This is a genomic window from Curtobacterium sp. MEB011 (assembly GCF_030209655.1).
Taxonomy (GTDB): domain Bacteria; phylum Actinomycetota; class Actinomycetes; order Actinomycetales; family Microbacteriaceae; genus Curtobacterium; species Curtobacterium poinsettiae.
The window spans coordinates 11993-26520 of record NZ_JARVRN010000015.1; the positions used below are offsets into that span (position 1 = coordinate 11993).

Below are 14528 nucleotides of genomic sequence, written 5' to 3' on the forward strand. Positions count from 1 at the left end.
GGCCATGCAGTGCGACTACTTCGACCGCGGGGTGTGCCGGTCGTGCACGCTCATGGGCCAGCCCTACGCCGACCAGGTCCTCGACAAGGAACTCCGGACGCGCGAGCTCCTGCACGACGCCGTCGAGGCCGCCGGGGGTCCCGGTGCGGTCTCCTGGTCACCGGCGATCACGAGCCCGGAGTCGGGGTACCGGAACAAGGCGAAGATGGTCGTCGGCGGGTCCGTCGAGCACCCGACCGTCGGCATCCTCGACCACCGGCAGCGCGGGGTCGACCTGCGGCACTGCGGGATCTGCACCCCCGGCATCCGGCACGCGCTGCCCGTCCTGGCCGGGTTCGTCACCACCGCGGGGCTGATCCCGTACGACGTCGCCGCACGCCGCGGTGAGCTGAAGTACGTCCTGGTCACCGAGTCGCCCGACGGCGAGCTGATGATCCGGTTCGTGCTGCGTTCGGAGGGGCAGCTGCCGCGACTCCGACAGCACCTCGACACCCTGCGCGCCGCGCTGCCGAACGCGGTCGTCGTGACCGCCAACCTGCTGCCCGAGCACAAGGCCGTCACCGAGGGCGACCGCGAGGTCGTGCTGACCGAGCAGGAGACCCTGCCGATGCGCCTCGGCGGGATCACGATGCACCTGCGGCCGCAGAGCTTCTTCCAGACGAACACCGGCGTCGCGACCGAGCTGTACGCGCAGGCCTCGACCTGGATCGACGAACTCGATCCCGCGTCGATGTGGGACCTGTACTGCGGCGTCGGCGGGTTCGCGCTGCACGCCGCTCGTCCCGGCCGTGCGGTGACCGGCATCGAGTCGAGCGCCGAGGCGATCCGCTCGGCGAAGCAGTCGGCGCGTGAGGCCGGGCTCGAGGGCGTCCGGTTCGCCGCTGACGACGCCACGGAGCACGCCCTCCGGACCCGTCCGGATGCGGTGCCCGAACTCGTCGTGGTGAACCCGCCGCGTCGCGGGATCGGCGAGCGGTTGTCGACCTGGCTCGAGGAGTCGGACGTGCAGCACGTCGTCTACTCGAGCTGCAACCCGGTGACCCTGGCGAAGGACCTGGCCCGCATGCCGTCGTTCCGGCTCCGACGGGCCCGGGTGCTCGACATGTTCCCGCAGACCGGCCATCTCGAGGCCGTCACGCTCCTGTCGCGGGCGTGATCCGGGCCTCCCGGTCGTCATTGCCAGGGAATTGCCAAGGTGACGTACCCGGGTACGGGTCGATGACCATGGCCATGGGAATCGAGGCGTACAGGTTTCCGCCAGGGGTACATAGCATGAACGGGTAGAACCGTTTGTCTCAGTTTGATAACGGTGAAGAGTTTCCTATGGTTGCCGACCGAGGTGCCGCCGGCCCGATGACCACTGCCCCCGGTGGCGCACCCCACAACTGACCGCGATCGGTCGGGGTGGGCAGTGGATCCCGCAGCAGATGCGGCTCGTGACCCCGGTGGAGCAATCACATGAAGAAGCTTTCCCGTACCCGCACCATCGTCGGCGGCCTGGCGTTCGCCGGCATCGCCGCGACCGGTGTCGGCCTCGCGGCAACCCCCGCGAACGCAGCGTCCGGTTCGACCTGGGACCAGCTCGCGCAGTGCGAGTCCGGCGGCAACTGGGCCATCAACACCGGCAACGGCTACTACGGCGGCCTGCAGTTCAACCTCGGCACCTGGCAGGCGAACGGTGGCGCTGGCAACCCCGCCTCCGCCAGCCGCGAGGCCCAGATCGCCGTCGCCGAGCGCGTCCTCGCCTCGCAGGGCTGGGGTGCCTGGCCCGCATGCTCCGCCCAGCTCGGACTGAGCGGCACCAGCGGTGCGGCTCCCGCAGCGGCCGCTCCGGCGCCCGCGCCGGCTCCTGCTCCGGCCGAGCAGGCCGCCCCGCAGCCGGCGGCTCCGGCTCCGGCCCCCGCCGAGCAGGCTGCGCCGCAGCAGGCCGCGCCGAGCACCACCGAGTCGACGCCGGCCCCGGCAGCGACCACGCCGAGCAAGCCGGCCCCGGTCAAGACGAGCGGCAAGACGTACACGATCGCCTCGGGTGACACGCTCGACACGATCGCGACGAAGCTCAAGATCGAGGGCGGCTGGAAGCAGCTCTGGGCCGCGAACACGTCGACCATCGACGACGCGAACCTGATCTACTCCGGCCAGGAGCTCCAGCTCCCCGCCTGATCTCTCCGCAGACCGAATACGACGGCGCCCCACGACCTCGAGTCGTGGGGCGTCGTCGTGCGCGAGGCGGGGGCTACTGCGGGTTGTCGGTGAGCCAGCCGGCGACGTCGTCGGAGCGGAGCGCCTGGGACAGCGAGGAGACCTCGAGCCCGTTCAGCCTGACGATCGACTGCCCGTCCGGCGAGGTGCCGGAGCCCGCGGTCGGCACCGTGAAGGTCACCAGGTCGTCTGCCCCGACACCTCGGAGCGACCAGCCCAGTCCGACCAGTCGTGAGAACGACAGGCCCGCGTCGACCGACAGGTGCTCGCTCGTCGCGGTGACGAAGTCCTGGATGCGCCCGGGGTTCGTGACGGTGTCGCGGGACAGCAGCCCGTCCACGACGCCGCGCATGAACGCCTGCTGGTTGCGGACGCGGGTGTGGTCGGCGTCGGCGAAGGCGTAGCGCTCCCGGACGAAGGCGAGCGCGGCGGCCCCGTCGAGCCGGTTCGCCCCGGTGGTGAAGTCGTGGCCCCGCGCCGAGAACGCCACGGGTGAGTCGACCGTGACACCGCCGAGGGCATCGGTCATGTCCTCGAACCCGGCGAAGTCGATCTCGGCAACGTGGTCGATCCGGACGTCCAGGAGCTGTTCGACGGTCTGGGTGGTGAGGGCGACCCCGCCCCAGGAGTACGCGGCGTTGATCTTCGCCCGCCCGTGTCCGGGGACCTCGACCCACGAGTCACGCATGATCGACATGAGGTACACGTGCTGTCGATCGGCGGGGACGTGCGCGAGCATCAGCGTGTCCGACCGCCCGCCGAGTTCGGGCTGTGCACCCTCGGGGCCGCCCTGTGCGCGGGCGTCGGACCCGATGAGCAGGATGTTCTCGCCGCCCGTGGCGCTGGGCCGCGCTCCGTCGGGGAACGGGTCGGCGATGGTGTCACGACCGGCGTCGAAGCTCCGCGCGAGCCCGCCGACGAAGACACTCGCGACGACGGCGACCACGACGGCGATGCCGACGAGTGAGCCGAGCGTCGCCACCAGGGCGACCAGGAAGGGCCGTCGCCGGCGCGTGCTGCGGATGGCGGTGCGGTGGGCGTGGTCAGCGGCCGCCCGGGCTGCGCGACGTTCGGACATGCGGGGGACTCCTGCGGGTTCGGGTCGGCGAGCAACCGACCCGAGGATCTTATCGCATGTGGTATTTCAAGTACAGCGTTTCAGTCCTGCTGTGGTTTCGCCAGGACCTCGCGAAGCGCGACCCGCAGGGCGGCGTCCTCGGGCAGGACCTCGCGCTCGATGTGCCGCGCGGTCTCCCAGGCCGACCGGCCGGCCGGCGTCACGCTGACCACGCGGCGGCGACGATCCGCGGCGTGCGGGGTGCGCTCGACCAGGCCGTCGCGCTCCATCCGCTCGAGGGTGCGGGACATCGTCTGCGGCTGGACCCGGGCCGTGCGGGCGATGGTGTCGGCGCCGGTCGGGCCGGTCCTGATGAGGATGTCGATCGCGACGACGGCGGCGTGCGAGAGCCCGATGGCCCGGAGTCGTTCGTCCCAGTCCCGCTCGACGGAGCGTGCGGCCGCGGACAGCAGTCGTCCGAGGGGCCACTGCTCGGTCGTGTCCTCCATGTCGTGATTCTACGGTGGGCGGTGCGCGCGATCGTCAAGTAATCAGCATGCTGACGATCGGTGTACGCTCGCCGACGTGTCCCGCTTCCTCCGCATCGTCCTCCCCGCGCTCGTCATCGTGGTCTGGCTCGGCATCGCCTCGGTCGGCGGTCCGTTCTTCGGCAAGATCTCCGAGGTCTCCACCAACGACCAGACCTCGTTCCTGCCCGCCTCCGCCGACGCCACGAAGGTGCAGGAGCGGTCCTCGGAGTTCCGCGACGAGTCCGGGGCACCCGCGATCATCGTCCTCGAGCGTGACGGGGGACTGACCTCGACCGACCTCGCCGCCGCGAAGGCGCTCACCGCGACGCTGTCCGACCGCGCGGACGTCGAGGCCGTCAGCCCGGTGATCCCGAGCAAGGACGGCGATGCGGTCGAGATCGTCGCGACGCTCACCCAGGACGCCGAGACCGGCGCCGCGGTCGAAGCCGTCCGGGCCGACGTGGACGATGCGCTGCCGTCCGGTCTGCGCGGGTACGTCACCGGTCCGGCCGGGTTCACCGCCGACCTGACCGAGGCCTTCGCCGGCATCGACGGGCTGCTGCTCGGGGTGGCGCTCGCCGCGGTCTTCGTGATCCTGATCATCGTCTACCGATCCCCCCTGCTCCCGGTCCTGGTGCTCGGGACCGCCACGTTCGCCCTCTGTGCCTCGATCCTCGTGGTCTGGTGGCTCGCCAAGGCCGACATCGTGACGGTCAACGGGCAGGTGCAGGGGATCCTGTCGATCCTGGTGATCGGTGCCGCGACCGACTACGCGCTCCTGTACACCGCGCGCTTCCGTGAGGCCCTGCGTGACCACCGCACCGGCTGGGACGCGACGAAGGCCGCGCTGCGCGGGAGCCTCGAGCCGATCCTGGCCTCGGGCGGCACGGTGATCGTCGGGGTGCTCTGCCTGCTGCTGTCCGACCTCAACTCGAACAAGGCGCTCGGCCCCGTCGCCGCCATCGGCATCGCGTTCAGCCTGCTCGCCGCCCTGACGCTCCTGCCCGCGCTGCTGCTCGCGTTCCGCCGTGCGGCGTTCTGGCCCCTCCGTCCCGTGCACGGCAGCGCCCACCCCGTGCTCACCGGCCCCGACGCCCGAGGTGTCTGGGCACGCGTCGGCCGGCTCGTCGCCCGTCGTTCGCGGGTGGTGTGGATCGTCTGCACGGTCGGACTGCTCGCGATGGGCGCCGGCCTGTTCGGGCTCAAGGCCGACGGTGTGCCGCAGAGCGACCTGATCATCGGGTCGTCCCAGGCACGCGACGGGCAGGACGTGCTGGCCGACCACTTCCCCGGCGGCTCCGGCAGCCCCGCGCAGGTGATCGGCGCCGAGCGGGACCTCGACCAGCTCGTCGACGCGATCACGGCGGTCGACGGGGTCGACGGTGTCGTGGCCGCGGCGAAGGACAGCCCCGCCGGCACCGTCCCGGTGACCGGGGACACCGCAGGCAGCGCCGCGCCGACCGTCTCCCGCGGCGACGTCCTGCTCGAGGCGACCCTGTCGGACGCCGCAGACTCCGACGCCGCCGAGCAGACCGTCCGCGACCTCCGCACCGCCGTCGAACGGGTCGACCCGGGCGCGATCGTCGGTGGCGTCACCGCGACGGCGGTCGACACGAACGACACCGGCATCCGCGACCGCACGCTCATCATCCCCGTGGTGCTCGTCGTGATCCTCCTGATCCTGATGCTCCTGCTCCGCAGTGTCGTCGCACCGCTCGTCCTGATCGGCAGCGTGATCGTCTCGTTCGCGGCGGCCCTCGGTGTCGGTGCTCTCGTCTTCGACCACGTGTTCCACTTCCCGGGCGCCGACCCGAGCGTGCCGCTGTACTCGTTCGTGTTCCTGGTGGCCCTGGGCGTCGACTACAACATCTTCCTCATGACCCGGGTGCGCGAAGAAGCACTGCGCCACGGTCCGCGCGAGGGCGTCCTGCGCGGCCTGGGGGTGACCGGCGGGGTGATCACGTCCGCCGGCGTCGTGCTGGCCGCCACGTTCGCGGCCCTCGGCGTCATCCCGATCCTGTTCCTCGCGCAGATCGCGTTCGTCGTCGCGTTCGGCGTGCTGCTCGACACGATCGTGGTCCGGTCGCTGCTCGTGCCGGCACTGGCGTACGACCTCGGGCACCGGGCCTGGTGGCCCTCGCGCCTCTCGCGCACGCGCCCTGACATGTGACACGCTAGGCCCATGCCAGTTCCCTCGACGCAGCCCGCCGCAGAGCGCAAGCTCCTCCGTGACACGGTGCAGGACAAGATCCGCGACGCCATCATGGACGGCACGCTCGAACCCGGGGAACGGCTCAACGACGACGACCTCATCGCGTGGCTCGGGGTGTCCCGCACACCGATCCGCGAAGCCCTCGCCGAACTCGCCCGTGCCGGCCTCATCGAGATGGCGCCGAACCGCTACACCCGGGTCGCGGCGCCGACGAAGGAAGAACTCCTCGACGCGTACCGCACCCTCGGCGTGATCTACGGCGGCGTCGTGCGGCTCGCGGTGCCCCGGTTCACGGACGCGCAGCGCAAGAAGATCGTGAAGATGCTCGACGACGTGCACGCGCGGGTGAGCGCCGACGAGCAGGACAAGGTCGCGCGCGACGGTGCCGGCATCTACGCGATGTGGGCCGACGCGTGCGGCAACCCGTCGCTCGTGCAGCTCTGCGCGTCGACCACGGACGGGCTCTCCTTCAAGCTCCGCGTGCCGGAGCTCGCCGAGCTCCTGCCGGCCGACGTGATCCTGCCCGAGCTGACGAAGCTCAAGGACGCCGTCGTCGCGAAGGACCCGATCGCCGCCGAGCTCGCCATGGAGGCGATCCACCTGCTCCCGTCGCGCGACTAGCGTCACGAGCGCGACCGGTGACGGACAGGAGGCCCGTGGCAGCACCGCGGACACCGTTCCGTCACTCAGGTGGTGACGGCCACTACGGGGTGACCTTCCAGGCGCATCCCATGTCGTCCGTCCACTCGCCGGTTATGGTTTCCCGGTGAGCAACGAACCCGAGCAGACGACCGAGCCCGCACGCCGCGGTGCCGCGACGCCGCGCCACGGGCGCCAGAAGCGTCGGGCGGGCGTGGTGTTCCCGGCCGTCGCGGGGGTGCTCACGATGGCCCTCCTGCTGGGCGTCGGGTACGCGGGCTACGCGTACAACCAGCTGTCCGACGGCGTCACGATCGTCAACGCGATCACCGGCAAGAAGGACACCAAGGACGACGTCGACGGCAAGGCGCAGAACATCCTGCTCGTCGGCGACGACCACCGTCCGGACAACGCCACCCCGGAGCAGCTCGCCGAACTCAGCACCCAGGACGACGGCGGTGCGACGAACACCGACACGATGATCGTGCTGCACATCAGCGCCGACGGCAGCCAGGCGACGATGATCTCGTTCCCCCGTGACTCGTACGTCGACATCCCCGACGTCGGCAAGGGCAAGCTCAACAGCGCCTTCTACTACGGCACGCTCAACGGCGGTGGGGACACCGGCGGTGCGAAGATGCTCATCAAGACCATCGAGAACCTGAGCGGCCTGCAGATCGACCACTACGTCCGCGTCTCGCTGCTCGGCTTCTACCAGGTGGTCAAGGAGCTCGGACCGGTCGAGGTCTGCCTGAACCAGGCGACGAACGACCCCTACTCCGGCGTCAACCTGCCCGCGGGCAAGTCCTCGCTGAACGCGAAGGAGGCGCTGTCCTTCGTGCGCCAGCGCCACGGCCTGCCGAACGGCGACCTGGACCGCAACGTGCGCCAGCAGTACTTCCTGTCGCAGGAGGCACGGAAGGTCACGTCGGCCGGCACGCTGCTCAACCCCGTGAAGATGGGCAACATCCTCAAGGCCGTCGGTGGATCGATCCAGACCGACACCGACCTGATCGACCTCGCCTCGCAGATGCGCAACCTGCGGCCCGGCAACATCCAGTCGGCCACGATCCCGACCCTCGGCACCCCGACCATCTACGTGAACGGCTCGCCGCTGTCCATCGTCGAGGTCGACACCGTCGGACTGCCCGCGTTCGTGCAGGGCCTGGTGGGGCAGCCCGAGGCGTACACGAAGGCCCGCCGCGCGCAGCCCGCGAACACCTCGGTCACCGTGCTGAACGGCAGCGGGGTCGAGGGTGCTGCGACCGCGGCCGGCCAGGTCCTGACCGCCCGCGGTTTCCAAGTCCCGCCGGCCGGCTCGTCCGCGACGACGAAGACGACGCAGGTGCAGTACCCCGCCGGCCAGGAGGCGCAGGCGAAGGCCGTCGTGTCCGCGGTCCCCGGCGCCGTCGCCGTCCGCACCGCCAGCGTGACCGGTGTCACCCTGGTGCTCGGCACCGACGGCAAGACCGCGAAGCCGGTCGCGACCGAGCCGAGCGCCGGGGCCTCGACGCCGGCGACCGGCGGCTCGGGCTCGAAGCCGACGAAGAAGCCCGCGAAGGAACCGACGCCCAAGTCGACCGACGTGCACAACTACGGCACCGAGGGCACCTGCATCAACTGATGGGAACCCGCCGGGGGACCGGTCGGTAGGTTCGTGGAGTGACCAGCGCCGCACGCCCGATCGTCCTGATGACCTACAACATCAAGAACCCGGACCCCGCGCACGACTGGCCGGCCCGACTGCCGGTCGTGCTCGACGTCATCCGTCGACACGACCCCGACGTGCTGTGCGTGCAAGAGGCCTTCGCCCACCAGATGGACGACCTGCGTGCCGGTCTGCCGGACCACGCCGACGTCGGGCAGGGGCGCGAGGGCGGCGACGCCGGCGAGCACGCGGCCGTCTTCTACCGCCGCGACCGCTTCCGCCCGTCCGACGAGGGGTCGTTCTGGCTGTCGGACACCCCGGACGAGCCCGTCTCGAACACCTGGGGCAGTCTGTACCCGCGGATCGCGAACCACGCCCGGTTCCTCGACGCCGAGGGCCCCGCGTTCACCCTGCTCACCACACACCTGGACCACGAGCCCGGACCGCACGGTGACGAGGTCCGGGGCCGGAGCGCCGCGCTCATCGCCGAACGGTTGGCCGGCACCACCGGGCCGGTCGTGTTCGCCGGGGACTGCAACGAACCCGCGGGCACCGGCACGGCATCGCGGGTGTTCGCCGAAGCCGGGTTCGAAGACGCCTGGCTGGCTGCGGGTGACCCGTCCGACCGCACCGCCACGTTCAACGACTGGCAGCCGCCGGTCGACTCGGCCGAGCGGATCGACTGGGTGCTCACCCGGGGCATCAACGCCGTGGACCGCGTGGTGATCGACCACGACGGCCCCGAGACCTGGTTCGCCAGCGACCACTTCCCGGTGATCACGACCCTGCGGGTCTGAACCGGTTCAGCAGCTGCGCGCTCTGCTCGCTGTCAGCAGCTGCGCTGCGCGTGGACGGGCATCGGTGAGCCGAGCACCGTGACGGTCGTCTCGTTCGTCAGCGCGGAGACCCCGTTGGTCCCGGCATCGTCGGTGCGCTTGCCCGACTCGTGGTCGTCACCGTCGTCGTGGTGCCGGTCCGCCCACCCTTCGCGGAGCAGGAGCTGCCAGGCACGCGAGTCGTCCGATCCGAAGGAGACGCGCTCGGAGCGGGGCGCGTCGGCGATCTCGTCCCCGATGTCGTCGCCCACCCGGACGCCGCCCGGGCCGGTCAGTTCGATCTGCCTGCCGAAGGTGCTGCGGACCGCGTCGCGCAACACCCGGATCTCGACGGCGTTGCCGGCCGCGGCGTCGGTCGTCAGGGCTGCCACGCGGACGGCGCCGCCCCAGGTGTACGTGGTGCCCGCGGGGAAGCACGCCCCGCCGTCGCCCTCGGCCGTCTGCGTCCGCGACGGGGTGCCGAGCAGCCGGTTCAGCACGCTCACGGTCAGGCCGGAGTCGCGCATCGAGGACTCGACGACGGTGTCGTCGCCGTCTCGGAGCACCAGGGCCTCGGCGTCGAGCTCGATCGAGTCCACACGGCGGAGGTCCGCGTTCGTCACGTGGACCGGAGCGGCGTCGTGCGAGGTCTCGGCAGCGACGGCCACGTCGACGCCGAGCCCGGTGGTGCCGTCGAACGCGAGCGCACCGGCCGAGAAGGCGAGCACGGCGGCGCCGAGCGCCAGCAGGGTCCGAGGAGTCACCGTTCGACGGTACGACCTCGGTCGGGGCAGAACGACAGGTGTTACCGAATCGGGGCCGGCCCGTCACCGGACCGTGACAAACGAGGATCACGCACCTGCGGCCCCGGACCGGAGCGGACGGCGGGCGCAGGCCGCTCCGCGCACCGGGGGACAGCCTCCTGGACGGCCCGCAGCGACCCCCTGCGTACCGTCGGCGGCATGACGGACCAGCAGAACGACCAGACCGGGCCTGACCAGTACGTGATGCAGGACCCCACGAAGATGTACGCCGACAAGAAGCCCGACGAGCAGTACCTCGAGGGTGCCGGCACCGACGCGGAGATGGCGCAGAACGTCCCCGCCGACCACGGTGAGGACACCTACCGGGGCTCGGGTCGTCTGACCGGCCGCAAGGCGCTCGTCACCGGTGGCGACTCCGGCATCGGTGCCGCCGTCGCCATCGCCTACGCCCGTGAGGGTGCGGACGTCGCGATCTCGTACCTGCCCGAGGAGCAGGAGGACGCCGACCGCATCGTCAGCCTGATCGAGGCAGCCGGTCGCAAGGCCGTCGCGCTGCCGGGCGACATCACCTCGCTCCAGGTCTGCGAGCAGCTCGTGGCCGACGCCGTCGAGCAGCTCGGCGGCCTCGACATCCTGGTGAACAACGCCGGCAAGCAGCAGAACGTCGACGACATCACCAAGATCTCCGACGAGGAGTTCGACGAGACCTTCAAGACGAACGCCTACGCGACGTTCCGGATCACGAAGGCAGCCGTGCCGCACCTGCAGCCCGGCTCCACGATCATCAACACGACGTCGATCCAGGCGTACGCTCCGTCGCCGCACCTGGTGCACTACGCGGCCACGAAGGCGACCGTGAACAACATGGCCAAGGGCCTGGCCGCGCAGCTCGCGCCGAAGGGGATCCGCGTGAACGCGGTCGCTCCCGGCCCGATCTGGACGCCGCTGCAGCCGGCCGGCGGCCAGCCGCCCGAGGCGCTGCCGAGCGCGGGCGAGCAGACCTACCTGGGTCGCTGGGGCCAGCCGGCAGAGCTCGCGCCGGCGTACGTGTTCCTGGCGAGCGGTGAGTCGTCGTACGTCGTGGGCGAGACGCTGCACGTCGACGGCGGGATGCCGACGCCGTAGGGCACCTGTTCTGACAGGACCCTGACGGGAGGCGCGGTGCCGGTGGGCACCGCGCCTCCCGTCGTCCGTGTGGTCGGGTCGACGGCGTCTGGTCGCGTCAGCAGGTGACGGAGCGTGCCATCCGCTCGAGGAGCTCGCGCGCGGACATCGCGGCGGCCAGCTCGACCTCGACGGGGTTGATGCCGATCGCCTGCTCGAAGGCGCGGCGCCGGGCCTGGTCGGCGATCGGTACCTCGGGGCGCTGGGGGAGCACCGCGATGGCCCGAGCCGCCGCCTCGAAGGCGCCGACGGGCCGGCCGAGCTGCTCCCACATGGCCCGGACGTCGTGCGCCACCTGGTCGGGATCGCCGCCGAACTCGAACCCGGCGGAGGCCATGGTGGCGAGTCCCTGGGCTGTGGGGTCGTTCGGGGTCATGCCCGCATGGTCGCACGGACGGCCGCGAACCGGCTCGACGTCCGGGTCTGTCCCCCCTTGTGCCGCCACCCGTACCGGGGATGCTGGTGCCCCGGCGTTGTGCGTTCGGCGGCGCCGAGCAGCTCATCGCGCTGTACGAGGGGCTGCAGCTGCAGGCCCTGCTGCGTGCCGAGCTCGACCTCGTGGCGGCGTTCGACCGTGCCGTCGCCCGGCTCGAGCGCGGCTGGATGGAGCGGTACGAGCCGCAGGCCGCCCGCCGTCTGGCGATGTGGGACGACGACGACTCGGGCAGCTGGGAACTCTGACCGGCGGTTCGTCCACGGAGCGCGTTCCTTGCGTCGTCGTGCAGCGCACCGCGGGTACCCCGGGTGTCGTAACCCGACGGAAGGAACCGACATGGCAGCACCGAACCCCATCCAGGTCCAGAAGTACCTGAGCGGCATCGACTACCCGGCCTCGAAGGACGACGTGGTCTCCACCGCCGAGCAGGAGGGCGCTCCGGACGACGTCCTCGAGGCGCTCCGCGCGATCCCGGACGGCGAGTACGACGCCCCGACCGCGGTGTCGAGCGCGGTCTCGGACGCCGGCTGACGTCGACCGAGCCCGTTCAGTGAGCAGAAGACGTCGGGTGCGATGACCGCACCCGACGTCTTCTGCTCACCGAGCGCACCCCGCCGCGCTCACGAAGCGCCGCCGGCACCACCGCTCCGCGACCCGCGCGGCACCGACCCGTCGCCGGGGTCGTACCCGGTGTCCCGGATGACCCGCAGTGCCCTGGTGTCGTTGTGGACGGAGTGCACGACGACCCGACGGGTGCGTCGGAGTGCTCGCCGGGCACCCGGTGTCGCGAAGAGCCCACCGAGCACCAGGCCCGCGCCGATCCCCAGCGCCACGGACACCGCCGCCACGAAGTCGAGGGCCGCGCTCGACGAACCGGACATGAAGTTCAGCAGGGCGTCGGACACGGCGACACCGGGCAGGAGCGCTCCGCAGAACGCCGGCACCGCGATCGCCGCCACGGCCGTCCGCATCCGGACCGCCGCGTAGGTCGACAGCACGCCGAGCAGGACCGCCGCCAGGAACGTCGCACCGAGCAGCGGCAGGCCGAGCTGCCGCAGCCCCCACAGCGACGCACCCGCGGCGACCGAGAACACCACGGTGACGGGGATCACCCGCGCGCTGGCCTGCTGCACGAAGCAGTTCGCCCCGGCCGACACCACGGTGAGCGAGAGCGAGGCCCACAACGGCAGCGTCTGCGTGACGATGCCGGACGGGCCGACCTCGAGGTGCAGCCACTTCGTCATCGCGATCCCGGCGGGCACCCCCACCACGATCGCCGCGATGACCAGCCCGATGTAGAACGCGCGGGCGACCGCCATCGCCCGGAACCCGGAGATCGCGTCCTGGGCCCAGGTCACGAGCGCGACGTGCGGCAGGAGCAGGACCACCAGCGCCGCCACCATGGTCGCGGCGCCGGCCGGGTGCAGCACACCCGCGCCGATCGCGAGGGTGCCGATCACGGACGCCACCGCCCCCTGCGCCCCGGACACGAAGAACTGCGGGTAGCCGCGGCCGGTCAGCCAGCGCCCCGACAGGATGATCCCGAACATCAGCACGAACGCTCCGATGCCCGCTCGCCACCCGCCGCCGGCCTGCATCGCGATCGAGGTGCCCAGGATCGACAGCCCCACGTCGGCGAGCCACGTGGGCCAGCGTGGCGGCATCCGCAGCACCGCGACGAGGGCGCTCACCGCCGAGGTCATGTCGCGCTCGTCGTGGATCAGGTCGTCGACGATCTGGTTCGCCCGCGCCAACCGGTCGAGGTCGGAGCCGTCGGAGCTGACCGTCCGGACCTTGACGAGCGGCGGGACGTCGGCCGGGGCGTACTGGATGGTCACCGAGCTGCCGGAGAAGTCCAGGTCGAGCGGGGCGAGGTTCCACTTCGTCGAGACCGCGACGACGGCCGTCTCGACGCTGCGGGTGTCGGCACCGGAGGCGAGCATGACCTCGGCCAGGTCGAGGCAGAAGTCGACGATCTGCGTCGCCGTGTACTGGTCGCGCCCCTTGGCGTCGGGCTCGACGTGCTCGTAGATCGTGCCGCGCAGCCGGGCCCGTGCGTCGCGCAGGTCGTGCTGCGCGAGACTGCGCCGGCGTGGCCGGGGCGGGCGGCCCGGCTTGTGCGGGCCCGGGGGGTGCTGCTCGGCCATCCCGCCATGGTGCCAGTCGACGGCAGCTGAGTCCGGACGTCCGCTGGACGCGTCCGGATCAGCTCCGGCGGCGCGCGCTGAGTCTGCCGAGGGCGAACGCCGCGACGACCGCGCCCACCAGCACGAGGACCGGTCCGACCGTCAGCTGCCACGGGCGCACGCTCGGGACGAACGTGACGTGGGCCAGGGGCGCGTACGCGAACCATTCCGCCGAGGCCGACGGCGCCGTCAACACGAACACGACCCCGACCACGACGGCCAGCAGGCCGAGCCAGAGGGCGACGAGGGTCGGGGTGGCGAGGAATCGGGGCACGGCACCCAGCGTAGGTGGGCGACGGACGGGAGGCCCGGTGCCAGCTGGCACCGGGCCTCCCGTCCGTCACGTGGTGACGGTTCCTGCTTCGCGCGCCTACTGCTCGAAGGTCGCGTGCAGCGTGATCTCGACGCCGGTCAGTGCCTTGCTGACGGGGCAGGTCGCCTTGGCGTCCTCGGCGGCCTTGAGGAAGGCGGCCTCGTCGATGCCGGAGACCTCGCCGCTGACGGTCAGGACGATGCCGGTGAGGCGGAAGCCGCCGTCCGGGTCCGGGCCGAGCGAGACGTCGGCCTTGACGTCGAGGGCCTCGACCGTGCCGCCGGCCTCGCCGAGGACGGCGGAGAACTGCATGGCGTAGCAGGCCGAGTGGGCGGCGGCGATGAGCTCCTCGGGGCTCGTGGTGCCGCCGGCGTCCTCGGCGGTGCGCTTCGGGAACGAGACGTCGTACGTGCCGACCTTCGAGCTCGAGAGTTCGACCTGGCCGGAACCGTCCTCGAGGCCGCCGTTCCAGGCGGTGCGTGCGGTGCGAGTGGGCATGCCCGCTCCTTTCGTGTGGGGGAGTGGTCCCGAGTGGGACCACCGCTCCCGAGTCAATCCGAGA

16 protein-coding genes are annotated in these 14528 nt (G+C 71.5%); 9 read left to right on the forward strand and 7 right to left on the reverse strand.

Annotated elements, in window-relative coordinates; all coding sequences use genetic code 11:
- The first annotated feature begins 4 nt into the window (after window positions 1–4).
- Complete coding sequence (gene rlmC, locus QRN30_RS16400) at window positions 5–1156, forward strand: 23S rRNA (uracil(747)-C(5))-methyltransferase RlmC (protein WP_017887546.1); 1152 nt, start codon at window positions 5–7, stop codon at window positions 1154–1156.
- 302 nt (window positions 1157–1458) lie between these two features.
- Entirely contained in the window at window positions 1459–2163 is a 705-nt protein-coding gene (locus QRN30_RS16405) for a LysM peptidoglycan-binding domain-containing protein (RefSeq protein WP_017887545.1), read from the forward strand.
- Between the two features lie 73 nt (window positions 2164–2236).
- Here QRN30_RS16405 and QRN30_RS16410 read toward each other — a convergent pair whose 3' ends face one another.
- Both QRN30_RS16410 and QRN30_RS16415 read right to left on the reverse strand, forming a co-directional pair.
- Window positions 2237–3280 carry an LCP family protein gene (locus tag QRN30_RS16410; RefSeq protein WP_052481906.1) on the reverse strand — a complete coding sequence of 348 codons (1044 nt, stop codon included), beginning with the start codon at window positions 3278–3280 and terminating at the stop codon, window positions 2237–2239.
- Window positions 3281–3360: 80 nt separating this feature from the next.
- On the reverse strand, window positions 3361–3768 hold the full coding sequence (locus tag QRN30_RS16415; RefSeq protein WP_159555936.1) for a MarR family winged helix-turn-helix transcriptional regulator: 408 nt from the start codon (window positions 3766–3768) through the stop codon (window positions 3361–3363).
- Between the two features lie 76 nt (window positions 3769–3844).
- Between QRN30_RS16415 and QRN30_RS16420 the strand changes: the two genes are divergently transcribed.
- The 4 genes from QRN30_RS16420 (at window position 3845) to QRN30_RS16435 (ending at window position 9085) form a co-directional block, all read left to right on the forward strand.
- Window positions 3845–5959 carry an MMPL family transporter gene (locus QRN30_RS16420; RefSeq protein WP_284761465.1) on the forward strand — a complete coding sequence of 705 codons (2115 nt, stop codon included), beginning with the start codon at window positions 3845–3847 and terminating at the stop codon, window positions 5957–5959.
- Window positions 5960–5971: 12 nt separating this feature from the next.
- Entirely contained in the window at window positions 5972–6622 is a 651-nt protein-coding gene (locus tag QRN30_RS16425) for a GntR family transcriptional regulator (RefSeq protein WP_017887541.1), read from the forward strand.
- 145 nt (window positions 6623–6767) lie between these two features.
- Window positions 6768–8264 carry an LCP family protein gene (locus QRN30_RS16430; protein WP_017887540.1) on the forward strand — a complete coding sequence of 499 codons (1497 nt, stop codon included), beginning with the start codon at window positions 6768–6770 and terminating at the stop codon, window positions 8262–8264.
- 38 nt (window positions 8265–8302) lie between these two features.
- Window positions 8303–9085 carry an endonuclease/exonuclease/phosphatase family protein gene (locus QRN30_RS16435; RefSeq protein ID WP_052481908.1) on the forward strand — a complete coding sequence of 261 codons (783 nt, stop codon included), beginning with the start codon at window positions 8303–8305 and terminating at the stop codon, window positions 9083–9085.
- Window positions 9086–9117: 32 nt separating this feature from the next.
- On the opposite strand, the gene QRN30_RS16440 is transcribed toward QRN30_RS16435, so the two are convergent.
- On the reverse strand, window positions 9118–9867 hold the full coding sequence (locus QRN30_RS16440) for a hypothetical protein (protein ID WP_056073214.1): 750 nt from the start codon (window positions 9865–9867) through the stop codon (window positions 9118–9120).
- Between the two features lie 198 nt (window positions 9868–10065).
- Here QRN30_RS16440 and QRN30_RS16445 point away from each other — a divergent pair, with 198 nt between their 5' ends.
- Window positions 10066–10992, forward strand: coding sequence for an SDR family oxidoreductase (locus tag QRN30_RS16445; RefSeq protein ID WP_042540542.1), 927 nt, complete (start codon window positions 10066–10068; stop codon window positions 10990–10992).
- A 97-nt stretch (window positions 10993–11089) separates the two neighbouring features.
- On the opposite strand, the gene QRN30_RS16450 is transcribed toward QRN30_RS16445, so the two are convergent.
- On the reverse strand, window positions 11090–11407 hold the full coding sequence (locus tag QRN30_RS16450; RefSeq protein WP_017887536.1) for a hypothetical protein: 318 nt from the start codon (window positions 11405–11407) through the stop codon (window positions 11090–11092).
- 86 nt (window positions 11408–11493) lie between these two features.
- Here QRN30_RS16450 and QRN30_RS16455 point away from each other — a divergent pair, with 86 nt between their 5' ends.
- On the forward strand, window positions 11494–11712 hold the full coding sequence (locus QRN30_RS16455; protein ID WP_156155385.1) for a hypothetical protein: 219 nt from the start codon (window positions 11494–11496) through the stop codon (window positions 11710–11712).
- Between the two features lie 91 nt (window positions 11713–11803).
- Window positions 11804–11998: a DUF2795 domain-containing protein gene (locus tag QRN30_RS16460; RefSeq protein ID WP_027467172.1), complete on the forward strand. Its 195-nt coding sequence runs from the start codon at window positions 11804–11806 to the stop codon at window positions 11996–11998.
- 89 nt (window positions 11999–12087) lie between these two features.
- Here QRN30_RS16460 and QRN30_RS16465 read toward each other — a convergent pair whose 3' ends face one another.
- From QRN30_RS16465 to QRN30_RS16475, 3 genes are all read right to left on the reverse strand, one after another.
- Window positions 12088–13614: a threonine/serine exporter family protein gene (locus tag QRN30_RS16465; RefSeq protein WP_259575575.1), complete on the reverse strand. Its 1527-nt coding sequence runs from the start codon at window positions 13612–13614 to the stop codon at window positions 12088–12090.
- A gap of 58 nt (window positions 13615–13672) precedes the next feature.
- Window positions 13673–13927, reverse strand: coding sequence for a hypothetical protein (locus QRN30_RS16470; protein ID WP_042540548.1), 255 nt, complete (start codon window positions 13925–13927; stop codon window positions 13673–13675).
- A 96-nt stretch (window positions 13928–14023) separates the two neighbouring features.
- Entirely contained in the window at window positions 14024–14464 is a 441-nt protein-coding gene (locus QRN30_RS16475; RefSeq protein WP_042541027.1) for an OsmC family peroxiredoxin, read from the reverse strand.
- Between the last annotated feature and the right edge of the window lie 64 nt (window positions 14465–14528).